Annotated in this window: 13 protein-coding genes, 1 tRNA gene and 1 pseudogene; 7 read left to right on the top strand and 8 right to left on the bottom strand. The window is 60.7% G+C overall.

Features of this window, described 5'->3' with window-relative positions:
- Positions 1-3: 3 nt before the first annotated feature.
- The 3 genes from BM131_RS05330 to BM131_RS05320 all read right to left on the bottom strand — a co-directional run bounded on the left by BM131_RS05330 (position 4) and on the right by BM131_RS05320 (position 4,817).
- Positions 4-345 (bottom strand): DUF305 domain-containing protein, encoded by a 342-nt coding sequence (locus tag BM131_RS05330; protein WP_090186698.1) that lies wholly within the window; start codon positions 343-345, stop codon positions 4-6.
- A gap of 76 nt (positions 346-421) precedes the next feature.
- Complete coding sequence (locus tag BM131_RS05325; protein WP_090186695.1) at positions 422-1,543, bottom strand: pyridoxal phosphate-dependent aminotransferase; 1,122 nt, start codon at positions 1,541-1,543, stop codon at positions 422-424.
- A gap of 103 nt (positions 1,544-1,646) precedes the next feature.
- Positions 1,647-4,817, bottom strand: a complete 3,171-nt coding sequence (locus BM131_RS05320) for a valine--tRNA ligase (protein ID WP_090186694.1) — start codon at positions 4,815-4,817, stop codon at positions 1,647-1,649.
- A gap of 132 nt (positions 4,818-4,949) precedes the next feature.
- On the opposite strand from BM131_RS05320, the gene BM131_RS05315 reads away from it, so the two are divergent.
- Together BM131_RS05315 and BM131_RS05310 are read left to right on the top strand one after the other, a co-directional pair.
- Positions 4,950-7,238 carry a xanthine dehydrogenase family protein molybdopterin-binding subunit gene (locus BM131_RS05315; RefSeq protein WP_090186691.1) on the top strand — a complete coding sequence of 763 codons (2,289 nt, stop codon included), beginning with the start codon at positions 4,950-4,952 and terminating at the stop codon, positions 7,236-7,238.
- Positions 7,225-8,268: a DUF2235 domain-containing protein gene (locus BM131_RS05310; protein WP_245754153.1), complete on the top strand. Its 1,044-nt coding sequence runs from the start codon at positions 7,225-7,227 to the stop codon at positions 8,266-8,268. The genes BM131_RS05315 and BM131_RS05310 overlap by 14 nt, the downstream gene beginning before the upstream one ends.
- Here BM131_RS05310 and BM131_RS05305 read toward each other — a convergent pair.
- Together BM131_RS05305 and metF are read right to left on the bottom strand one after the other, a co-directional pair.
- On the bottom strand, positions 8,265-8,747 hold the full coding sequence (locus BM131_RS05305) for a PaaI family thioesterase (RefSeq protein WP_090186686.1): 483 nt from the start codon (positions 8,745-8,747) through the stop codon (positions 8,265-8,267). The two genes, BM131_RS05310 and BM131_RS05305, sit on opposite strands and share 4 nt — an antisense overlap.
- Before the next feature lie 38 nt (positions 8,748-8,785).
- Positions 8,786-9,652: a methylenetetrahydrofolate reductase [NAD(P)H] gene (gene metF / locus BM131_RS05300; RefSeq protein ID WP_090187155.1), complete on the bottom strand. Its 867-nt coding sequence runs from the start codon at positions 9,650-9,652 to the stop codon at positions 8,786-8,788.
- Positions 9,653-9,748: 96 nt separating this feature from the next.
- On the opposite strand from metF, the gene BM131_RS05295 reads away from it, so the two are divergent.
- On the top strand, positions 9,749-10,654 hold the full coding sequence (locus BM131_RS05295; RefSeq protein ID WP_090186683.1) for a LysR family transcriptional regulator: 906 nt from the start codon (positions 9,749-9,751) through the stop codon (positions 10,652-10,654).
- Here the strand turns inward: BM131_RS05295 and BM131_RS05290 are convergent.
- Positions 10,651-12,582, bottom strand: a complete 1,932-nt coding sequence (locus BM131_RS05290; protein ID WP_175499190.1) for a putative bifunctional diguanylate cyclase/phosphodiesterase — start codon at positions 12,580-12,582, stop codon at positions 10,651-10,653. The genes BM131_RS05295 and BM131_RS05290 overlap by 4 nt on opposite strands.
- A 138-nt stretch (positions 12,583-12,720) precedes the next feature.
- On the opposite strand from BM131_RS05290, the gene BM131_RS05285 reads away from it, so the two are divergent.
- Positions 12,721-13,509, top strand: a complete 789-nt coding sequence (locus BM131_RS05285) for an inositol monophosphatase family protein (protein WP_090186677.1) — start codon at positions 12,721-12,723, stop codon at positions 13,507-13,509.
- Here the strand turns inward: BM131_RS05285 and BM131_RS05280 are convergent.
- Both BM131_RS05280 and putA read right to left on the bottom strand, forming a co-directional pair.
- Complete coding sequence (locus BM131_RS05280; protein WP_090186675.1) at positions 13,506-14,249, bottom strand: rhomboid family intramembrane serine protease; 744 nt, start codon at positions 14,247-14,249, stop codon at positions 13,506-13,508. The genes BM131_RS05285 and BM131_RS05280 overlap by 4 nt on opposite strands.
- A 122-nt stretch (positions 14,250-14,371) precedes the next feature.
- Positions 14,372-17,836: a bifunctional proline dehydrogenase/L-glutamate gamma-semialdehyde dehydrogenase PutA gene (gene putA, locus BM131_RS05275; protein WP_090186672.1), complete on the bottom strand. Its 3,465-nt coding sequence runs from the start codon at positions 17,834-17,836 to the stop codon at positions 14,372-14,374.
- A gap of 112 nt (positions 17,837-17,948) precedes the next feature.
- Here putA and BM131_RS05270 point away from each other — a divergent pair, with 112 nt between their 5' ends.
- The 3 genes and pseudogenes from BM131_RS05270 to BM131_RS05260 all read left to right on the top strand — a co-directional run.
- Positions 17,949-18,425, top strand: coding sequence for an Lrp/AsnC family transcriptional regulator (locus BM131_RS05270; RefSeq protein WP_090186670.1), 477 nt, complete (start codon positions 17,949-17,951; stop codon positions 18,423-18,425).
- 40 nt (positions 18,426-18,465) lie between these two features.
- Positions 18,466-18,549, top strand: a tRNA-Leu gene (locus BM131_RS05265).
- Between the two features lie 438 nt (positions 18,550-18,987).
- Positions 18,988-19,247 (top strand): annotated as a pseudogene (locus tag BM131_RS05260) (IS110 family transposase); the annotation flags it as partial.

The following is a 19,247-nucleotide window of genomic DNA, read 5'->3' as shown; positions in this document are numbered from 1 at the left end:
ACCTTATTGCGGATGAGCGGCGAGCCAGTCGTTCATCTGCGCAATCTCGGCAGCTTGGGCGGCAAGGATATCTTCGGCTAGCGCCTTGATCTGCGGATCAGATGTCGTTTGCAGCACGGTGTTCGCCATATCGATGGCGGACTGGTGATGGGGCACCATGCCGGCCATGAAGTCATGGTCGGGATTGCCAGTCATCGGCATGTCGCCCGTCATGTTCCCGTGGTCCACTGGCATGTCGCCATAGTCCATTCCGGATATGTCGCCATGATCCCAGACCATCATACCGCCGACGCCAACGGCGGCACCTATGACCAGTCCGGCGATTGCTCCGAGTGTCGTTGACATCGTATGAACTCCTGTTTGCGTTACGTTTAGGAGTTATGCTGTTAAATCGCGGCCGCAAGCGGTGATTTGCGTGCCATCACTCTTGTGATCGGGCAGAGGCGAGCGCCTGCGGCAAAGCGGCGGCAAAGGCGGCGATTTCCGCGTCTGGTCCGCAGCTGACGCGAATGCAGCGGTCATGCGGCGCAACGAAGGGCATGCGCACGAAAATGCCTGCATCGCCTAGCGCTACCAACACGCGGCGGGCAAAGGTGCCGTCTTGGCCGCAGTCGATGGTGACGAAGTTTGTGGCGGAGGGCAGCGGCGTCAGCCCGTTGCCGCGCGCAATCGCGGCCAGGCTGTCACGGCAGGCGGCGACCTTGCCCTGTACCTGCGCCAGCCAATCCTGATCCGCCAGCGCAGCAATCGCGGCGGCTTGGCTGCTGCGGTTCATGCCAAAATGATTGCGCACCCGGTCGAAGGCGGCGATCAGCGGCGCTGGCCCGATGGCATAACCCGTGCGGGCCCCTGCAAGGCCGTAAGCCTTGGAAAATGTGCGCATGCGGATGACGCGGTCGTCATGCGGCGCGACATAGGGCGCGGTGCCATCCGGCGCGAGGTCGATATAGGCCTCGTCCAGCACGAGCAAGCAGCCATCCGGCACAGCGCTGATCATGCGTTGCAGCGTGGCGGCATCGTGGTGACTGCCCATTGGATTGTCAGGGTTCGCGATGTAAATAAGCTTTGCGCCGACCTCTTTCGCTTTGGCGATCAGGCGGTCGGGGTCTTCGTGATTGCCCGCATATGGGACGCTGTGGAGCACGCCGCCAAAGCCGGTGACGTGGTAGTTGAATGTCGGGTATGCCCCGGCGCTGGTCACGACCGCATCGCCAGAGGTGATGATGAGGCGCACCAGATTGCCCAGCAGCGTGTCGATGCCTTCGCCCACCATGATGTGGGCCGCGTCGATATCGTGATGCGCAGCAAGGGCTTGGCGCAGGTCATACGCCTCTGGATCTGGGTATTGCCAGATATCAGCGGCGGAGGATTGCAGCGCTGCGATGGCGCGCGGCGAGGGGCCAAAGCCGGATTCGTTCGCGCCGAGGCGGGCAGCGAAGGGTTTGCCGCGCGTGCGTTCTTGTGTTTCCGGGCCGACGAAGGGGACGGTGGCGGGCAAGGATTGCGCCAGAGGGGTTAGGCGGGGGTCTGTTGGGTGAGCCACGGGAGCCTCCGGCGGGAGTATTTCAGGAAAAAGCGAGGACGGGTGGCCGGAGGCACGCGTTGATGCCTCCGGCGGGAGTATTTTTGGCAAGATGATGCCGGGGTCAGTCGATTTCTGACAGGCGGGCGAGGGCGGTTTTGAGCTGTTCTGCTTCCGCTTCGCGGTCTGCGAGGTTTTGCTTCGTCTCGGCGACAACCTCTGGCGGGGCGGAGTCCGCGAATTTCGGATTGTTCGCGCGGCCTGCGAGACCTTTGATTTCTTTTTCAAGCTTCATCAGGCCCTTAGCGAGGCGGTCTTTTTCTGCGTCCACGTCGATCAGACCTGCCAGCGGCAGGGCGAAGGTCGCGCCTTTGACAGCGACGGTCAGGGAGCCTTTGGGCACCTCGGCGGCGACGTCGATGCTTTCGATCCGGGCCAGGCGCTGGATCATGGGCAGGTTGCTGGCCTGCGCCTTTTGCGCGTCGCTGTCAGCCTCGATCCGCAGCACGCCAATTTTCAGGCCAGCGGGCACGTTCATTTGCGCGCGGGCAGAGCGGACGCCGTCGATCAAAGAGATCGTCCAATCCATTTCGGCCTGCGCCTGCGCGTCGACCAGATCGGCGGTGAGGGTGTCGGGCCACGGCGTCAGCGCCAGCATTTGGGCGCGGGTGCCGGTGAGGGACCAAAGCTCTTCTGTGATGAAGGGCATGAAGGGGTGCAGCATGGCAAAGCACTGGTCCAGCACCCAAGCCATGGTTTGCTGGGTTTCCAGTTTCTCGGCCTCTGCGCCGTCAAGCAGCAAGGGTTTGGAGAATTCGACGTACCAGTCGCAGACCTTGCCCCAGACGAAGGCATAAAGCGCATTCGCTGCATCGTTGAAGCGGTAAGCGGTCAGGGCGGCGTCGACTTCGACGCGAACTTTAGCGGTCTCGCCAATGATCCAGCGGTTCACGGTTTGGGTGGCCTGCGGGACGCCGTCTGCACGCGGGGCGGTGAAGACGTCGTTCATTTCCGCAAAGCGGGTGGCATTCCAGAGCTTCGTGCCGAAGTTGCGGTAGCCCTTGATGCGGTCTTCGTTGATTTTCAGCACGCCGCCGATCGCAGCCATCGCGGCATTGTTGAAGCGCAGAGCGTCAGCACCATAAAGGTCGATCATTGCCAGCGGGTCGATGACGTTGCCGCGCGTCTTTGACATCTTCTCGCCCTTGGCGTCGCGGACAAGCTGATGCAAGTAGACGGTGTGGAACGGGATTTCATCCGTCACGGCCAGCGACATCATCATCATCCGGGCAACCCAGAAGAACAGGATGTCTTGTCCGGTGATCAGGACATCGCCGGGGAAGTATTTCGCCAGTTCTGGCGTTTCCTCGGGCCAGCCGAGGGTGCCGAAGGGCCACAGGCCGGAAGAGAACCAAGTGTCGAGCACATCGGGGTCGCGCCACACGGGGTATTCCAGCTGGGTTGGGTCCTGAGACACGTTGTATTGCGCAAGGCTTTCGCTGAAGCGTTGGATCGCCTCGGCGCGTGTGCTGACCTCGACCACTTTGGCGTGGCTTAGGGGGCTGGGGATGTCGGCGTTGTCGAAGACGAAGGCCGATTTGATGCTGTCCAGATCGACGCCGCAGTGCATCACGTCGTCGCGGTGCAACATGCCGCCGTCGATTAGCAGGGTCATCAAATCGACCTCGTCCAGATCGCCGGAGGGGTTATGTTCGTCGGCGACGCCGAGGTCGAGGCCATACCACACCGGAATCTGGTGACCCCACCACAGCTGGCGAGAGATGCACCAAGGCTCGATGTTTTCCAGCCAGTGGTAATAGACCTTCTCGCCGCTCTCGGGGATAATCTTGGTGCGGCCGTCCCGGACGGCGTCCAGTGCGGGGCCGACGATTTGTGTCGTGTCCACGAACCATTGGTCGGTCAAGGCAGGCTCGATCACGACGCCGGAGCGGTCGCCGAAAGGCTGCATGATCTTCTTGGCCTCGACCAGCGGGACCAGTTCCTCGGCCTCGGTGCGGGCTTCGCCGCCTTCCTCTGGCGCGACGGGGGCTTTGATCGCCGCTTTACCAAGGCGCGGGTCGGTGGCGACGGTCATCACGGCAAGGCCTTCGGCGGTGATGTCGGCGATGACCTTCTCGCGCGCCTCGAAGCGGTCAAGGCCGCGGTAGGCCTCTGGCACAAGGTTCATGCCTGCGATCTTGGCTTCGTCAAAGGACTCTATGCCATTCGCGATGGCCTGCGCGGTTGCGGCTTCTTCGTCGTAGGGGCGACCGTCGGCGCGCATGCGGCCTTTGGTGTCCATCAGGGCAAACATCGGGATGCCGCCGCGCTTGGCGACTTGGTAGTCGTTGAAATCGTGCGCGCCGGTGATTTTCACCGCGCCGGACCCGAAGGTCATGTCGGGGTATTCATCGGTGATGATCGGGATCAGACGGCGGGATTCTTTCGGCCCGACGGGGATTTCGCACAGCTTGCCGACGATTGCGGCATAGCGCGTGTCGTCCGGGTGGACCGCAACGGCGCCGTCGCCCAGCATGGTTTCGGGGCGCGTGGTGGCGATGGAAATATAATCGCGCTCTTCCTCGAACAGCACTGCGCCATCCTCGTCCTTTTCGACGTAGGTATAGGTCGCACCGCCCGCGAGGGGGTATTTGAAGTGCCACATGTGGCCGTCGACCTCGATATTCTCGACCTCGAGGTCGGAAATCGCGGTTTCAAAATGCGGGTCCCAGTTTACCAGGCGCTTGCCGCGATAAATCAGTCCCTTGTTATACATGTCGACAAAGACCTTGAGCACGGCGTCGTGGAAGTTGCCGTCTTTCTCGGACTCTGGCGCGGATTCGGCCCCGGACATGGTAAAGGCAGAGCGGTCCCAGTCCATGCTGTCGCCCAGACGCTTGGCCTGCTTTTCAATCGTGCCGCCGGACTGTGCCTTCCATTCCCAGATTTTCGCGATAAAGGCCTGGCGCCCCAGATCGGCGCGGCCGGGTTGCTGGGCCGCAGCAAGTTGTTTTTCCACGACAAGTTGCGTGGCGATGCCTGCGTGGTCCAGACCGGGCTGCCACAGCGTGTCATATCCCTGCATCCGTTTCCACCGCGTCAGGATGTCCATCAGCGTATGATTGAAGGCGTGGCCGACGTGCAGCGCACCGGTCACATTGGGCGGCGGCAGCATGATGGTGAATGTTTCATCGCGGCGTTTGCCAGCGCCAGCCTTGAACGCGCGGGCCTCTTCCCAGGCGGCATAAATCGCGGCTTCGCGTGCGGCGGGGTCAAAGGTTTTATCCAGGGCCATGGGGCGTGTCCTTACATCTGTTTGACTAGGGTTTACCCAATGGGGGGCAAGGGGAAAAGGGGCAATGCCCGGCTCTGGACACTGGCGCGGTCTGGGTTAGGGTTCGCCGGGAAATATAAAGGTGCGCCTGCGATGGAAAAGTTCGGGAAAAGTCAGCCTATCACCCGGGTCGAGGATCAGCGGTTCCTGACCGGGCAGGGGCGCTATGTCGATGATATTGCGCCCGCGGGCGCGCTGTTTGCTGTGTTTGTGCGCGCTCAGGTCGGGCATGGCGTGCTGACGGGGATCGACGCGGATGATGCGCGGGCGGCCCCCGGTGTGCATGCGGTGCTGACGGCGGACGATTTGCTGGCGGCAGGCATGGTGCTGGATCTGGCCGGCGCGCAGATCAAGACGCGGGACGGCGGCAAGGGCGCGCATACACGGCGGCCCATTTTGGCGCAGGGTCATGTGCGCCACGTGGGCGAGCCGATTGCATGTGTGATCGCGGACACTTTGGCGCAGGCCCGCGACGCGGCAGAGCTGGTGATGGTGGATATCGACGATCTGCCCGCCAAGATGGACGTCGCGGTGGGCGGGCAGATGCTGCACGACACTGCGCCCGATAACCTTGCGTTCGATTACGGCCTTGGCGATGAGGCGGCGACCGATGCGGCCATCGCTGCGGCGACCCATGTTGTGCAGGTTCAAGTCACCGACAACCGCATCATCTGCAACGCGATGGAGGGGCGCGGCTGTTACGCCGAGGTCACCGATGGCCGGCTGCATGTCGCTGTGAACGGGCAGGGTGTCTGGGTGCCCAAGGGCGATTTGGTCAAGCATTTCGACCTTTCGCCAGAAGACGTGCGCGTGACCACGCCCGACGTCGGTGGCGGTTTCGGGATGAAGGCAATGCGCTATCCCGAACCCTTTGTCGTGGCCCATGCAGCCCGCGCGCTGGGTCGCCCCGTGCGCTGGATGTCGGAACGCACCGAAGGCATGCTGACGGATAACGCTGGCCGCGATCTGGTAACACAGGCGACGCTCGCCTTTGACGCAGACCACCGGCTGACGGGGTATAAGCTGGATACCCTTGCGAATATGGGCGCCTATAACAGCCAGTTCGGGCAGGGCATTCAGACCGATCTGTTCAGCAAGGTCCTGACCGGGACCTATGCGGTCAAGCACGCCTATATGCGCACCCGCGGCATCTATACGAATACGACGCCCGTTGACGCCTATCGCGGCGCGGGGCGGCCAGAGGCGATCTTTGTCCTTGAACGGTCCATGGACGAGGCTGCGCGCCAATTGGGCATCAGCGGCTGGGATCTGCGCAAGCGTAACTTTATCGCGCCGGACCAGTTTCCCTATACAACGGCCAGCGGCGTGACCTATGACGTGGGCGAATTTTCTGCGCTGCTGGATACCGCGCAGGGCAGCGCCGACACGCCGGGCTTTGCCGCGCGCAAGGCCGCGTCGGTGGCGGCGGGCAAGCTGCGCGGTCAGGGCATCTGTTACTATATCGAAAGCATTCTGGGCGATCCTTCGGAAACCACCACGGTGGAGTTTACGGAAGGTGGCGGCGCTTTGATCTACGTTGGCACGCAGTCGAATGGGCAGGGGCACGAAACCGTCTATGCGCAGTTTCTGTCGGACCAGACGGGCATTCCGGCGGACCGCATTGCCGTCATTCAAGGCGATAGCGACCGCATCGCGACGGGCGGCGGTACCGGCGGGTCACGCTCTGTCACGGTGCAGAATACCGCGACGCTGGCGACGGTGGACGCCATGATCACGTCGTTCACCGCCTATCTAAGCGAGAAGGAAGACGGCGCAGTCAGCTTTGACGACGAACGCTTTCGCATCGCGGGATCGAACCTGACGCCGACCATGCTGGACGTTGCTGAAATGGCCCGCGCCGATGGCCGCACCGACCTGCTGCGCCACAGCCAGCGGATCACATTGGATAACCGCAGCTTTCCGAACGGTGCCCATGTGGTCGAGGTCGAAATTGACCCCGAGACGGGGGAGACAGCCGTTGATCGCTACACCGTTGTCGATGATTTTGGCAATCTGATCAGCCCGGTATTGGTCGAAGGTCAGGTGCATGGCGGCGTCGCGCAGGGCCTTGGGCAGGCGCTGATGGAACGCGTTGTCTTTGACGAGGACGGTCAATTGCTGACCGCCAGCTTCATGGACTACGGTATGCCCCGCGCCGCGGACGTGCCGATGATTGATTTCTCGACCCGCGGCACGCCGTCGCTGTATAACCCGATGGGCATGAAAGGCTGCGGCGAGGCGGGAACCGTCGGCGCGCTGGCGGCCGTCGCCAATGCCGTGCTGGATGCGCTGTGGGATAGCGGCGTGCGGCAGGTCGAGATGCCTTTTACGCCGCACCGTGTCTGGGGCTGGTTGCAGGAGGCCCGTTCTGAACCCGCGTAACTGGTTTCTTGGCCTTTTTGGCCTTCAACCGCGCCAGAAAAGCGGCGCGCATCGCAGGCGCGGGCCTGCGACGCATGTCATCATTTTGGATGGCACGATGTCATCGTTGTCCCAAGGCAACGCGACGAACGCAGGCCGCACGTTCAAACTGCTGCGCGAGGTCGGGCAGCGCGCAAACCTGACCGTCTATTACGAGGCCGGGATTCAATGGACGGACTGGTATCAGACGTGGGACGTGATGACTGGCCGCGGGATGAACAGGCAGATCAGGCGGGCCTACGGCGTGCTCGCCTCACGCTATCGGCCCGGTGATACCATCATTTTGATGGGCTATTCGCGCGGCGCCTTTGCTGTGCGCTCTTTGGCTGGGCTCATCGGCCGCATTGGCTTGCTGAAACACGACGAGGCGACAGTCAGTGCCGTGCGCACCGCCTATCGCCATTATCAAGCTGGCGGCGGGTCAGAGGCCGCATCCGCCTTTCGTCGCCTGTTGTGCCACGATGACGTCCAGATCGAGGCTGTCGGCGTCTGGGATACGGTCAAGGCGCTGGGCCGCCGCACGCCGCTGGACCGCGCCGATCACCACGGTTTTCACGATCACCGTTTGGGACGTCATGTGCGCTACGGCTTTCACGCGCTTGCCTTGGACGAACGGCGGAATGTTTATCGCCCTGTGATGTGGGATACCAGTTTGGATGGCGATGCCGTGGTAGAGCAGGTCTGGTTTCGCGGCACGCATGGCGATGTGGGCGGGCAGGTTGGTGCCTATCCGCCAGCGCGTCCGCTGGCGAATATTCCGTTGGTGTGGATGCTAGAGAAAATCAACGCCTGCGGTGTGCCGCTTCCGGATGGATGGAAAGATCGGTTTCCCTGCGATTCCAGCGCGCCGTCTATCGGGCAATGGCACGGCTGGGCCAAGGTTTTCTTGCTGCGCCAACCGCGCGCTATCCTGTTCGATCCGTCCGAGCGCCTGCACGATAGCATCGCCCCGGTTGTGTTCGACCAGCCGGATGCCGCCTATCAGCCCTAGGGTTTTTCGAATTGCATGATTAGGCAAGTCGTTGACCCTGTTGCATAAAGCTTGCCGTCCAGCCCTTCGATCCGGCCCGTCGATACCCCGGTGGACCGGCCTGCGTGGTCGACAATGCCTGTCGCAATGACGGGTGTGCCCGGCGGGATCGCGCGAACAATGTTAATTTTGTATTCCAGTGTGGTGTAGACCGACCCCTTGGGCACCGTCGTCATCACGGCGCAGGCCATGCAGCTATCCAAAACCGTGCCATACCAGCCGCCATGCACGCCGCCGACCGGGTTCAGGTGGGCAAATTCTGGCGTTCCGCGAAATTCAGCGCGGCCCGGCGCAACCGCGTGCAGCAGAAAATTCATGCCCTGCGCGATGGGCGGCCCCGACAATTCGCCAGCCAGAACGGCCTGCATGAACTGCAGGCCCGACATGGACAAAACGGTTTGGCGATCCGGCAGATCAGCAGGGGATTGGGCAATCGGCATGGCAGGCTCCGGCGTTATTTTCGCCGCAAGCTGCCGGGTCAGGCGACGTTTTGCAAGCGCGGCTGGGGTGCAATGCCAAGGGCACGGCAGACATCATGCGTCAGCTGCGGCTTGTTCAGTGTATAAAAGTGCAGGTGATCGACGCCGCCTTGCAGCAGATCGTCGCACAGCTCTGTCGCCAATGCGGTGGCCAACAAATCAGCATTGCCGTCGCGCAGCGCGTTTTCAAAGGCTTGCGCAATGACCGGCGGGATCGACGTGCCTGTCGCTAGGGCGAACTTTGATGCGCCCTTCCAGTTTTCGACGGGCAGGATGCCGGGGATGATCGGGGCGTTGATCCCGGCCTTCACGCATTTGTCGCGGAAGCGGAAAAAGGTGTCCGCCTCGAAGAAAAACTGCGTGATTGCGGCGGCGGCACCCGCGTCAATCTTGCGCTTCAGCCACTCTACGTCCGCGTCTTGGCTCGCCGCTTCGGGGTGCTTTTCGGGATAGGCCCCGACGCGCAGCGTGAACTTGCCAGTCGCCGACAAGGCTTCAATCAGTTCGACCGAGGATGCAAAGCCGTCCGCGTGGGCGGTGAACTTTTCGCTGCCCTTGGGCGCATCGCCGCGCAGTGCCACGATGTCCGTGATGCCAGCTGCCGCATATTCTTCTGCAATTGCAAGGGTTTCAGCGCGGGTTGCGTCAACGCAGGTCAGGTGCGCGGCGACCTTCAGGCCAGTGGTTTTATCAATCGTCGTGACCGCTTCATGCGTCAGTTTGCGAGTGGTGCCGCCAGCGCCATAGGTGACTGACACAAATTCAGGCGCAAGCGGGGCCAGCACGTTCACACAATCCCACAGCCGGAATGACCCTTCGAGGTTTTTCGGCGGGAAGAATTCAAAGGAAATCTTGGGGTGTGTCATGGCGGCATCCTGTTCTGCGGTCTTGTCATATGTGTCATCTCGCGGCATATGAGGCAAATTCATAACGCTCACGATGATTATGAGGATAACTGCGATATGCATATCGAGTTCCGTCACCTGCGCACGATCAAGGCAATCCACGATACGGGTGGTTTGTCGAATGCGGCGGATTTGCTGGGCATAACCCAATCCGCCCTGTCACACCAGATCAAGGGGATCGAGGATCAGGCAGGAGTCGAGTTGTTCGTGCGGCGCACCAAGCCATTGCGGTTATCTGCCGCGGGCATGAAGCTGCTGGCGGCGGCGGAAAGCATCTTGCCCCAGGTCGCCGCGCTAGAGGCAGAGTTTGAGGGACTGATCACAGGTAAGGCAGGCCGGCTGCATATCGCGATCGAATGCCACGCCTGTTTCGAATGGCTGATGCCCGTGCTGGAATCCTTTCGTAAGGCGTGGCCGGAAGTCGATGTCGATATTCGTCCGGGTCTAGCTTTTGATGCGCTGCCAGCACTGCGCCGAGAGGAGGTCGATCTTGTCGTGTCTTCTGATCCGGAAGAGCTGGAAGGGATCACCTTTACGCCCATCTTTGATTATGAACCCGTTTTTGTTGCGGCTGCTGTTCACCCCTTAGCGCAAAAAACGTTTATCGAGGCTGAAGATTTTCGTGGCCAAACGTTGATTACCTATCCGGTCGATCGTCACCGGCTAGATGTTTTTAGCGAATTACTGACCCCTGCCAAAGTCGAACCTGCGGCGGTGCGGCAGGTCGAGTTGACGGCGATGATCTTATTGTTGGTCGCGTCCAATAGGGGAGTGGCCGTGCTGCCTGATTGGGTTGTGCGACAGGTGCGTTATAATTCTGACTACGTGACGCGGCCTTTGACGGCCAAAGGGATAACAAAACGGCTTTATGCGGCTACGCGGACGGCTGATGATGGGCTGCCATATCTTAGTCATGTGATCCGGTTGGCTCGGCAAGAGGCGGTCAAACTGCAACGCCCCTAGGCGGCGACGGTTGCAGCCCCGGATTGCAGCATCGCGCAGATATTGTCGTAGGACTGTGCGGGCGAAAAGAAGTAGCCTTGCACCGTTTCGCATCCCATGTCCCGTAAAAGGTCTAGTTGCGCTTTTGTTTCGACCCCTTCTGCTACGATGCAGACATCAAGCCCGCGGCCCATGTCTAAAAAGGATTTTACCAGCACATCTGTCGCCCGGTCCGTACCAAGCTTGCTGACAAATCCGGTGTCTAGTTTCAGTTCGTCAAATTCCAGTTCCTGCAAATGCTGGAACGTCGCAAAGCCGGTGCCAAAATCATCAAGCGAGATGCGCACTCCGGCCAGGCGGAGCATTGAGATGGAATCCTTAATCGTCTGTCCGGCGCGTGCGATGAAGATATCTTCGGTCACCTCGAACATCAGGTGACCGCGCAGGTTCGGATGTTGCGCCACAACTTCGATCAGGGCGTCGCGGCCCGTCGTTGTTGCCAGCGTCACTTCGGACAGATTGATCGACACTTGGTCAGGCAATAGCTGCATTTTTTGCAGGGCAGTCATATCTTTCAGGACCGCATGCAGGATGTGATCTTGAAATTCTGCTTGCAGGTTCACCTCGTTGATGGCGGGGATGAAAGAGCCGGGTGTGCGCATTTCACCGTTGGGCTGCACCCAGCGTGCCAATGCTTCAAGCCCGACAATGCGGTTCGTCGCGATATCCACTTGCGGTTGGTAGAATGGACAAATTTCACCTTGCTGCATTGCTGCCAGCAGGCGCGCCCGATCATTCAGGTTCGACCGTTTTGGAATGCTGCGCCGATCATAAATAACAACCCGCGATTCGAGGCCGTTTTTGGCGTGATACATCGCCTGATCCGCTTCGTTCAGAAGTTGACCAACGCTTGCCCCCATGTGGGCTGGTGCGATGCCAATGCTGGCCGTGATTTGCAGCTTGCGATGGCTATAGCGCATTGGTTGGTGCAAATGGTCGAGGATACTTTCAGCAATTCGGTGCAATTCGGATGTGTTGAGAGGGCCGGGCCAGGCAATCGCAAATTCGTCACCGCCAAGCCGCGCGATGACGTCCGCCCCGATGATATCAGAGCTAAGCCGACGTGCGATTTCTTTCAAAAGGGCATCGCCGGCTGCGTGGCCGTAGCTGTCGTTGATGGGTTTGAACCCATTTATGTTGATCAATAACAACGCGCCTAATGCGGCTTTATCATTGCGATCACTACATAATATTTCGCCTGCTAAGTCATCGAACGCACGCCGGTTTGGCAGACCCGTTAATGTGTCGCGTAAAGATAGATCCTCAAGCTCCACAAGGCGGCGATTGGCAAGTTCGCGCATGTTTTCATAGGCCGACAACGAGTCTTTGTGATTTTGGGTCGTTTGGACCGAGTTGGCAAAATAGACCAGCAGCAAGCCTGCGACGGCTATGGCGTCTATAGGTTCAGACGGGGTGAAAGAACGAGAAAACAGATCACTGATAATAACGGCGACAATGACATATGACGGCAGCAGCATCGACCAATTGTAGATTGGGACTGCGACGAATGAATTAGACACATGAACAAGTGCGCCAAACATCCAGATAAACGCGCAAATTAAGGTCGCAGTCGTCCCGCTTACCCCAAATAATGCGCCGGCTGTCATATAGATAGACGTCGTCGAAACCGCCACGACCCAGATGGTAACGCAGCGCCGCGGGGACGGTCGCGGCCCGTCGATGCCAACGCCGGCACCTGCCAGATATGCAGCCGATTCCGACACCACCACCATAAGCGCAACGATGGCGGCAGATTTATAATCTTCACAGTAGGCCAAAATAGCGCTGACCACAGGAATAACGCTCATCCGGGACAAGCGATCACGGCGCACGATGTGCGCTGTTAGCTGCGTTTCCAAGATGAATCGTTCTTTCAGACGGTCCAGCATTTCATACCTTGGTTCCCTGTTCCAAAGCGTTATCGCGCCTGCTTGCAAAGATTCCCTTAACATCAACGCGCCGCCGCACCTTGTATGGTCCGGCCTCCCGTCCTATACGCCGCCCTTGATCCATGGACGGAGGCCCCGATGGCTGGCAGTGCGAACCTCAATGTAATGATGAAAACCGCCCGCAAGGTCGGCCGCGCCTTGCTCAAGGACTTTGGCGAGGTCGAGCAGCTGCAGGTCAGCACCAAGGGCCCCGGCGATTTTGTGAGCCGCGCGGACCGTCAGGCCGAGGAAACGATCCGCAACGAGCTGATGCACGCGCGTCCTAGCTACGGCTTTCTGGGCGAAGAAGGTGCAGAGATTGAGGGCGAAGATCCGACCCGTCGCTGGATCGTTGATCCGCTGGATGGTACCACGAATTTCCTGCACGGTTTGCCCCATTGGGCCGTGTCCATCGCCCTTGAACATAAGGGTCAAGCCGTCGCTGGCGTCATCTATGACCCGGTCAAGGACGAGATGTTCTACGCGGAAAAAGGCGGCGGTGCGTTCGTTAACGAATCCCGTCTGCGCGTGTCGGGCCGTCACCGTCTGATCGACAGCATCTTCGCCACCGGCCTGCCTTTTGCAGGGCGCAGCGACCTGCCGGAAACGCTACAAGATTTGGCGCGTATTCTGCCGACTTGCGCTGGTGTGCGCCGGTTTGGCGCGGCTTCGCTCGACCTCGCTTACGTCGCCGCTGGCCGTTATGACGGCTTTTGGGAACGTCGCTTGAAGCCTTGGGACATGGCCGCTGGCCTGATCATCGCCAAAGAGGCGGGCGCGATTGTCGAATCGATCACGCCGGATGGCGATCCGCTGTCTGATGGCACCGTGCTTTGCGCCAACAACGATATTTTCGCGACCTTCGCCAAGGTGATCCGCAAAGCTTAACGCTTGCGGCGCACCGTTGGGATGCGGCTTGATCCGTCCATGTAGGTCATGGGCGGATTTTGCGGCACCCCGTGGGTGACCTGCCAGAAGGTCACGCCGCCCAGCCGCAACCAAAGCGGCACGGTCAGGATAGTCCCGGCCACAAACCCCCCGATATGCGCCCAATAGGCCACGCCGCCATCGCTTTGCGGCCCCAGCCCGCCAAAGGCTTGCATAGCAAACCACAGGCCAAGCATCAGCCAAGCGGGCACTGGGAATATCTTGAAAAATACGATCAGGATCAGGATGATATCGACGCGCGCGCGGGGGAATAACAGCAAATACCCGCCCATGACCCCTGCGATCGCGCCGGACGCGCCGACGGTCGGCACGGCCGAAGAGGGGTCGGTCATGACCTGCGCCAATCCCGCCGCGATGCCGCAGCAGGTATAGAAGACGGCAAATGGCAAATGGCCCATCCGGTCCTCTATGTTGTCGCCAAAGATGAACAGAAACAGCATGTTGCCGGCGAGGTGCAGAAAGCCTGCATGCAGGAACATCGACGTCACAAGCCCGGCAAGACCCTCTCCGCCCGTCAGGCGCGCGGGGATCAGGGCGTAGTTATAGTAGAACCAATTCAGCGCGTTATCGTCGGTGATGGTCGCGACTGACCACAGCCAGACCGCGATATTGGCGATCAGCAGGGCATAGGTCACGTAGGGCGTGCGCCGGGACGGGTTGTGATCGCGGATTGGAAACATGGCCCATAGGTGCAGCGGGGCGGGGCCGGGTCAAGGGGTAGGGCCGGGTCAAGGGGTAGGGCCGGGTCAAGGAGTCGGCCGGGTCAAGGGGGCGCAGTCGCGCAGCGCCCCCTTTGGCGGTGTCAGGGTGTCAGGACGCCGACCTCTGCCAGCAGCGCGGCGTTACCGCCTGCGGCTGTCGTGTCGATGCAGACGTGGCGTTCATGCATGACGTGGGCGATATCCAGCGTCGCTGTGATCAGCGCGGTGATCGGTCCATCGCGGTCGGCAAGCGCACGTGCATAGGTGCGACCCTGATCAGCGTTGCCCCACCAGATGACGGCGGCAAGCGGTGCAAGCGTTGTCAAAACGCCGGGGGCCACGGTGCCTTGGGCCATCACGGGCTGCCCGCCCCATTGTTCGACCTGCTTGGCCTGCGCCGCCACAGCGGCAGGGCCGGGGCCAAGGCACAGCACAGGGCCGCGTGGGTGAAGGGTCAGACGGTTGGACTCGCCCGTTGGGCCGGGCATATCGCGCGGCTGCATCGCGGGGGGCACGGGGGCGTCCGTCAAAGTCTGCGTCAGGCGCGCTGGCCTGTCTTGGCTGTCCCATTCGGACGGCGTCGCGATGGCTGGCCGTGGCGCGGTAAAGCGGGGCAGATATTGCGGCCCGCCCGCCTTGGGTCCGGTGCCGGAAAGCCCCTCTCCACCAAAGGGTTGAGAGCCGACGATGGCACCGATTTGGTCGCGGTTCACGTAGATGTTGCCGCAGTCGATGCGGTTTACCATCGTCTCTACCCGGTCGTCGATGCGGGTGTGCAGGCCAAAGGTCAGGCCGTAACCCGTCGCGTTGATGGCATCGATGACCTTGTTCAGATCCTGCGACTTGAAACGCACGACATGCAGGACGGGGCCAAAGATTTCACGCTCTAGCTGGGCAATACTGTCCAGCGCGATGATTGTCGGGGCAACAAATTCGCCCATGCCGGGCACCGCCAGTTGATGCAAAACGCGGCCTTCGCCTGCGGCCTGCGTGATATGCGCGTTGATCCCCGTGCGTGCATCAGCGTCGATCACTGGACCGATATCCGTGGACAGATCCCACGGATCGCCCAAGGTCAGCGTATTCATTGCACCCTTCAGCATGGTCAGCAGTTTATCCGCAATGTCGTCTTGGACATACAGGCAGCGCAGGGCCGAACAGCGCTGACCAGCGGATCGGAACGCGCCGTTGACGATGTCGCGCACCGCATGTTCCGGCAGGGCAGTACTGTCGACGATCATCGCGTTCAGCCCGCCGGTTTCCGCGATCAGCGGTGTGCCGGGGGCGCAGTGATCGGCCATGCTGGACGCGATCTTGCGCGCGGTCGCGGTCGATCCGGTAAAGGCGACACCAGCGACGCGGGCGTCGGCGGTCAGGGCAGCACCCACATTGCCGCCGCCGGGCAGGCATTGCAGCGCGGCGGTTGGCACACCTGCCTCGTGCATCAGGCGCACGGCCAGCTGCGCGATGGCGGGCGATTGCTGCGCAGGTTTCGCCAACACGGCGTTACCTGCGGCTAGGGCGGCGGCAATCTGGCCGGTAAAGATCGCGAGCGGAAAGTTCCACGGGCTGATGCAGGTCCAGATGCCGCGTGCCTTGGCGTCCGGCATGCGGCGCGCCTCTGACGCGTAGTAGCGCAGGAAATCCGCGGCCTCGCGCAGTTCCGCCACGGCGTCGGGCAGGCCTTTGCCGGCCTCTCGGGTCAAGATCGCAAAGATTTCACCGTAGTGCGCCTCGAATGCACCTGCCGCTGCATCCAGAATATCAGCGCGCGCGCCAGCTGGCGCATCCCATGGCGTTGCGGCATCAAACGCTGCCGTCACTGCCGCAGGCGAGGCCGCGATCACGCGGCTGACCACGTCGCCGGGGCGGGCGGGGTTCACCATAGGCGCGGCCTCACCGGTGCCTACAAATCCGGCCACCTGCGGCGTCACATCCCACACCGCATCCTTGTGCGGTGCGCGCGCCTTTTCGATCGCCGCCAGCGTGGGTTCATGCGTCAGGTCGAAACCCTTGGAATTCGCCCGCTCTGCACCGAACAGGTCTGGCCCGTTGCGGATCGCGTGGCGCACACCGATCTGGTCAAACGGATCAGCGGCCACGGCCTCGGGTGTGACATCCTCGTCTACGATCTGGTTCACAAAGCTAGAATTCGCGCCGTTTTCCAGCAGGCGGCGCACGAGATAGGCCAGCAAGTCTTCGTGTGCGCCAACAGGCGCATAGATGCGGCAGCGGGTATGCTGATCGTTTAGCACGATGGTGTGCAGGGTCTCCCCCATGCCGTGCAGACGCTGGAATTCATAATCAGAGGGGTTGCGATCCAGCTGCCCCGCAAGGTCCAGAATGGCCGCAACGGTATGCGCGTTATGCGTCGCAAACTGCGGATAGATACGGTCCGTCATGCCCAACAGCTTTTGCGCATTGGCGATATAGCTGACGTCGGTATGGGCCTTGGCGGTGAAGACAGGAAATCCGTCCATTCCCATAACCTGTGCGCGTTTGATTTCTGCGTCCCAATAGGCACCTTTTACAAGTCGCACCATGATCTTGCGATCTAGGTCTTCGGCCAGTGCATGCAGGTGGTCAATCACCATACCTGCGCGGAGCCCGTAAGCCTGCACCACGATGCCAAAGCCGTCCCAGCCCGCCAAAGCTGGTTCGCGCAGCACAGCGCCGATGACGTCCAGCGACAAGGACAGGCGGTCCGCCTCTTCTGCGTCGATGTTAAAGCCCATGCCCGCTGCCTTGGCCAAGATCGCAAGCGCCGTGACGCGAGGCACCAGTTCGGCCATGACGCGGTCCGCCTGCGCGACCTCGTAGCGCGGATGCAGGGCCGACAGCTTAACCGAAATGCCAGGGTTTTCCGCGACGCTGTCATGCACACAATGCGCGGCGATGGCGGAAATCGCGCGGGAATAAGCCAGCTGATACGTGCGTGCGTCCTTGTCCGTGCGCGCGGCTTCACCCAGCATGTCGTAGGAGTAGGTAAAGCCCTTGGCCTGCATCCCCTCGGCCCGTTTCATCGCCTTGTCGATCGTCTCGCCCAGCACGAACTGACGGCCCATCTCGCGCATGGCGCGGCCAACGGCGGTGCGGATCACAGGCTCGCCCAAGCGCTTGATCGCGCCCTTCAGATGCCGCGTGATGCCGGGCTTTTCGTCGTCCAGCACCCGCCCCGTCAGCATCAACGCCCAAGTAGAGGCATTCACCAAGGACGACGCGGAGTGCCCCAAATGCTTGCCCCAATCGCTTGGCGCGATCTTGTCCTCGATCAATGCGTCGATGGTGTCGGCGTCCGGCACGCGCAGCAAGGCTTCTGCCAGACACATCAGGGCAATGCCCTCGTCCGTAGAGAGGCCGTATTCCGCGAGGAAAACTTCCATCAAGCCCGGCTCTGAACTGGCGCGGATACGCCGCACCAGATCGGCCCCGGCGGCGGTAATCCGGGCGCGATCGGCGGCTGTCAGCCCAGCGCGTGCGGCAAGGTCTTGGACAACCGTCATCTCTGGCGCATACATCTGCATATCGATGCTCGCGCGCAGGTCTGTAGAGGGATCGAGAGGCATGGCACACTCCTTGAGGTTGCCGCATTCTAGCGTCTTGTTCAAAGTCGATCTGCCCGCTAAATAGCAAGTGTCAGGCATATCCGTCTGCATTTTAACGTGGCGAGTTGTCAGAATGACTGCAGCACTAGACTCTTTCGACGCGAAAATCTTGGACGTTTTGGCCGTGGATGGCCGCATCAGCGTCACCGCGCTGGCTGACCGAATCGGCCTGTCCAAATCGCCGACGCAGGCGCGTCTGCGCCGGCTAGAAGCGGACGGTGTCATCCGCGGATATCGTGCGCTGTTCGATCCAATCCGGCTGGGCCGCGACCACGTTGCCTTTGTCGAAGTGCGGCTATCAGACACCCGCGAAGTCGCGTTGCAGGCCTTTAACCGCGCCGTGCTGACCGTGCCGCAGATCGAGCAGTGCCATATGATCGCCGGATCGTTCGATTATCTGCTCAAAGTGCGCACGCAAGGCATGACCGACTACCGCCAAGTGCTGGCTGATTTCATCTCGACCCTGCCGCATGTGGCGGGGACTTCGACCTATGTCGCGATGCAAGCGGTCAAAGAAGAGGGCACAGCCCCCGTCGCCCCCACAAGCTGACCCTTGCCCCCGCGCGCGCGCGCGGTTACGAAAACGCCGTGCCCCCGTGGTGGAATGGTAGACATCGGAGACTTAAAATCTCTTGGCTTAGGCCGTGCCGGTTCGAGTCCGGCCGGGGGCACCATTTTAAGGTTAGTCTTGCCGAGGAAGTTTAAGGCCTTGAACGGATAGGTCGTTTCTCCGGTTCGAACAGCTGTTTTCTGGGATACAATCATGGGCTCAGTGTAAACTAATCTAATGACGGTTTTCTTCGTGTGGATGTCCCCTTTTCCCCATGTTTTATAAGGCTTTGATGAAAAACCGTTTGCCTGTTCGGACATCTCGTTGTAGGTTTTGTGGTGTTGCAATATTTGATATTCGCTCCCGCGAATTAAGCCTCTACCGTTCCAGTTATTCAACGCGATGCTCGTAATTAGCAACGGTTCGGGTGCTTTGAGTTTCAGTCAGTTGTGTGATTAGTCGCTCAACGGACTCTGTTGATGGCTTGGATGCCCCCTCCCGACGGCATCGCAATGTGCCACTATGATGAGTGTTGAAACCATCACAGAAGGAAGGAGTATCCATGTCCGAAGTTACTATTATCGGTGTCGATCTGGCAAAGCGCGTTTTCCAGCTGCACGGTGCACACCAAGACGGTTCGGTCGCGTTTCGTAAGAAGCTTTCACGAGGTCAGTTTCTCGCGTTCGTGGCGCAGCAGCCTAAATGCCTGATCGCCATGGAGGCTTGTGCAACGGCGCATGGCTGGGGTCGGGAATTTGAGAAGTTGGGCCACGACGTGCGCCTAATCCCGCCAATCTATGTGAAGCCGTTCGTCAAACGTCA

It is taken from the genome of Loktanella salsilacus (genome assembly GCF_900114485.1).
In the GTDB taxonomy this organism is placed as follows: domain Bacteria; phylum Pseudomonadota; class Alphaproteobacteria; order Rhodobacterales; family Rhodobacteraceae; genus Loktanella; species Loktanella salsilacus.
The sequence above is the reverse complement of the archived record's forward strand: the minus strand, read 5'-3'. Positions and strand labels throughout refer to the sequence as shown.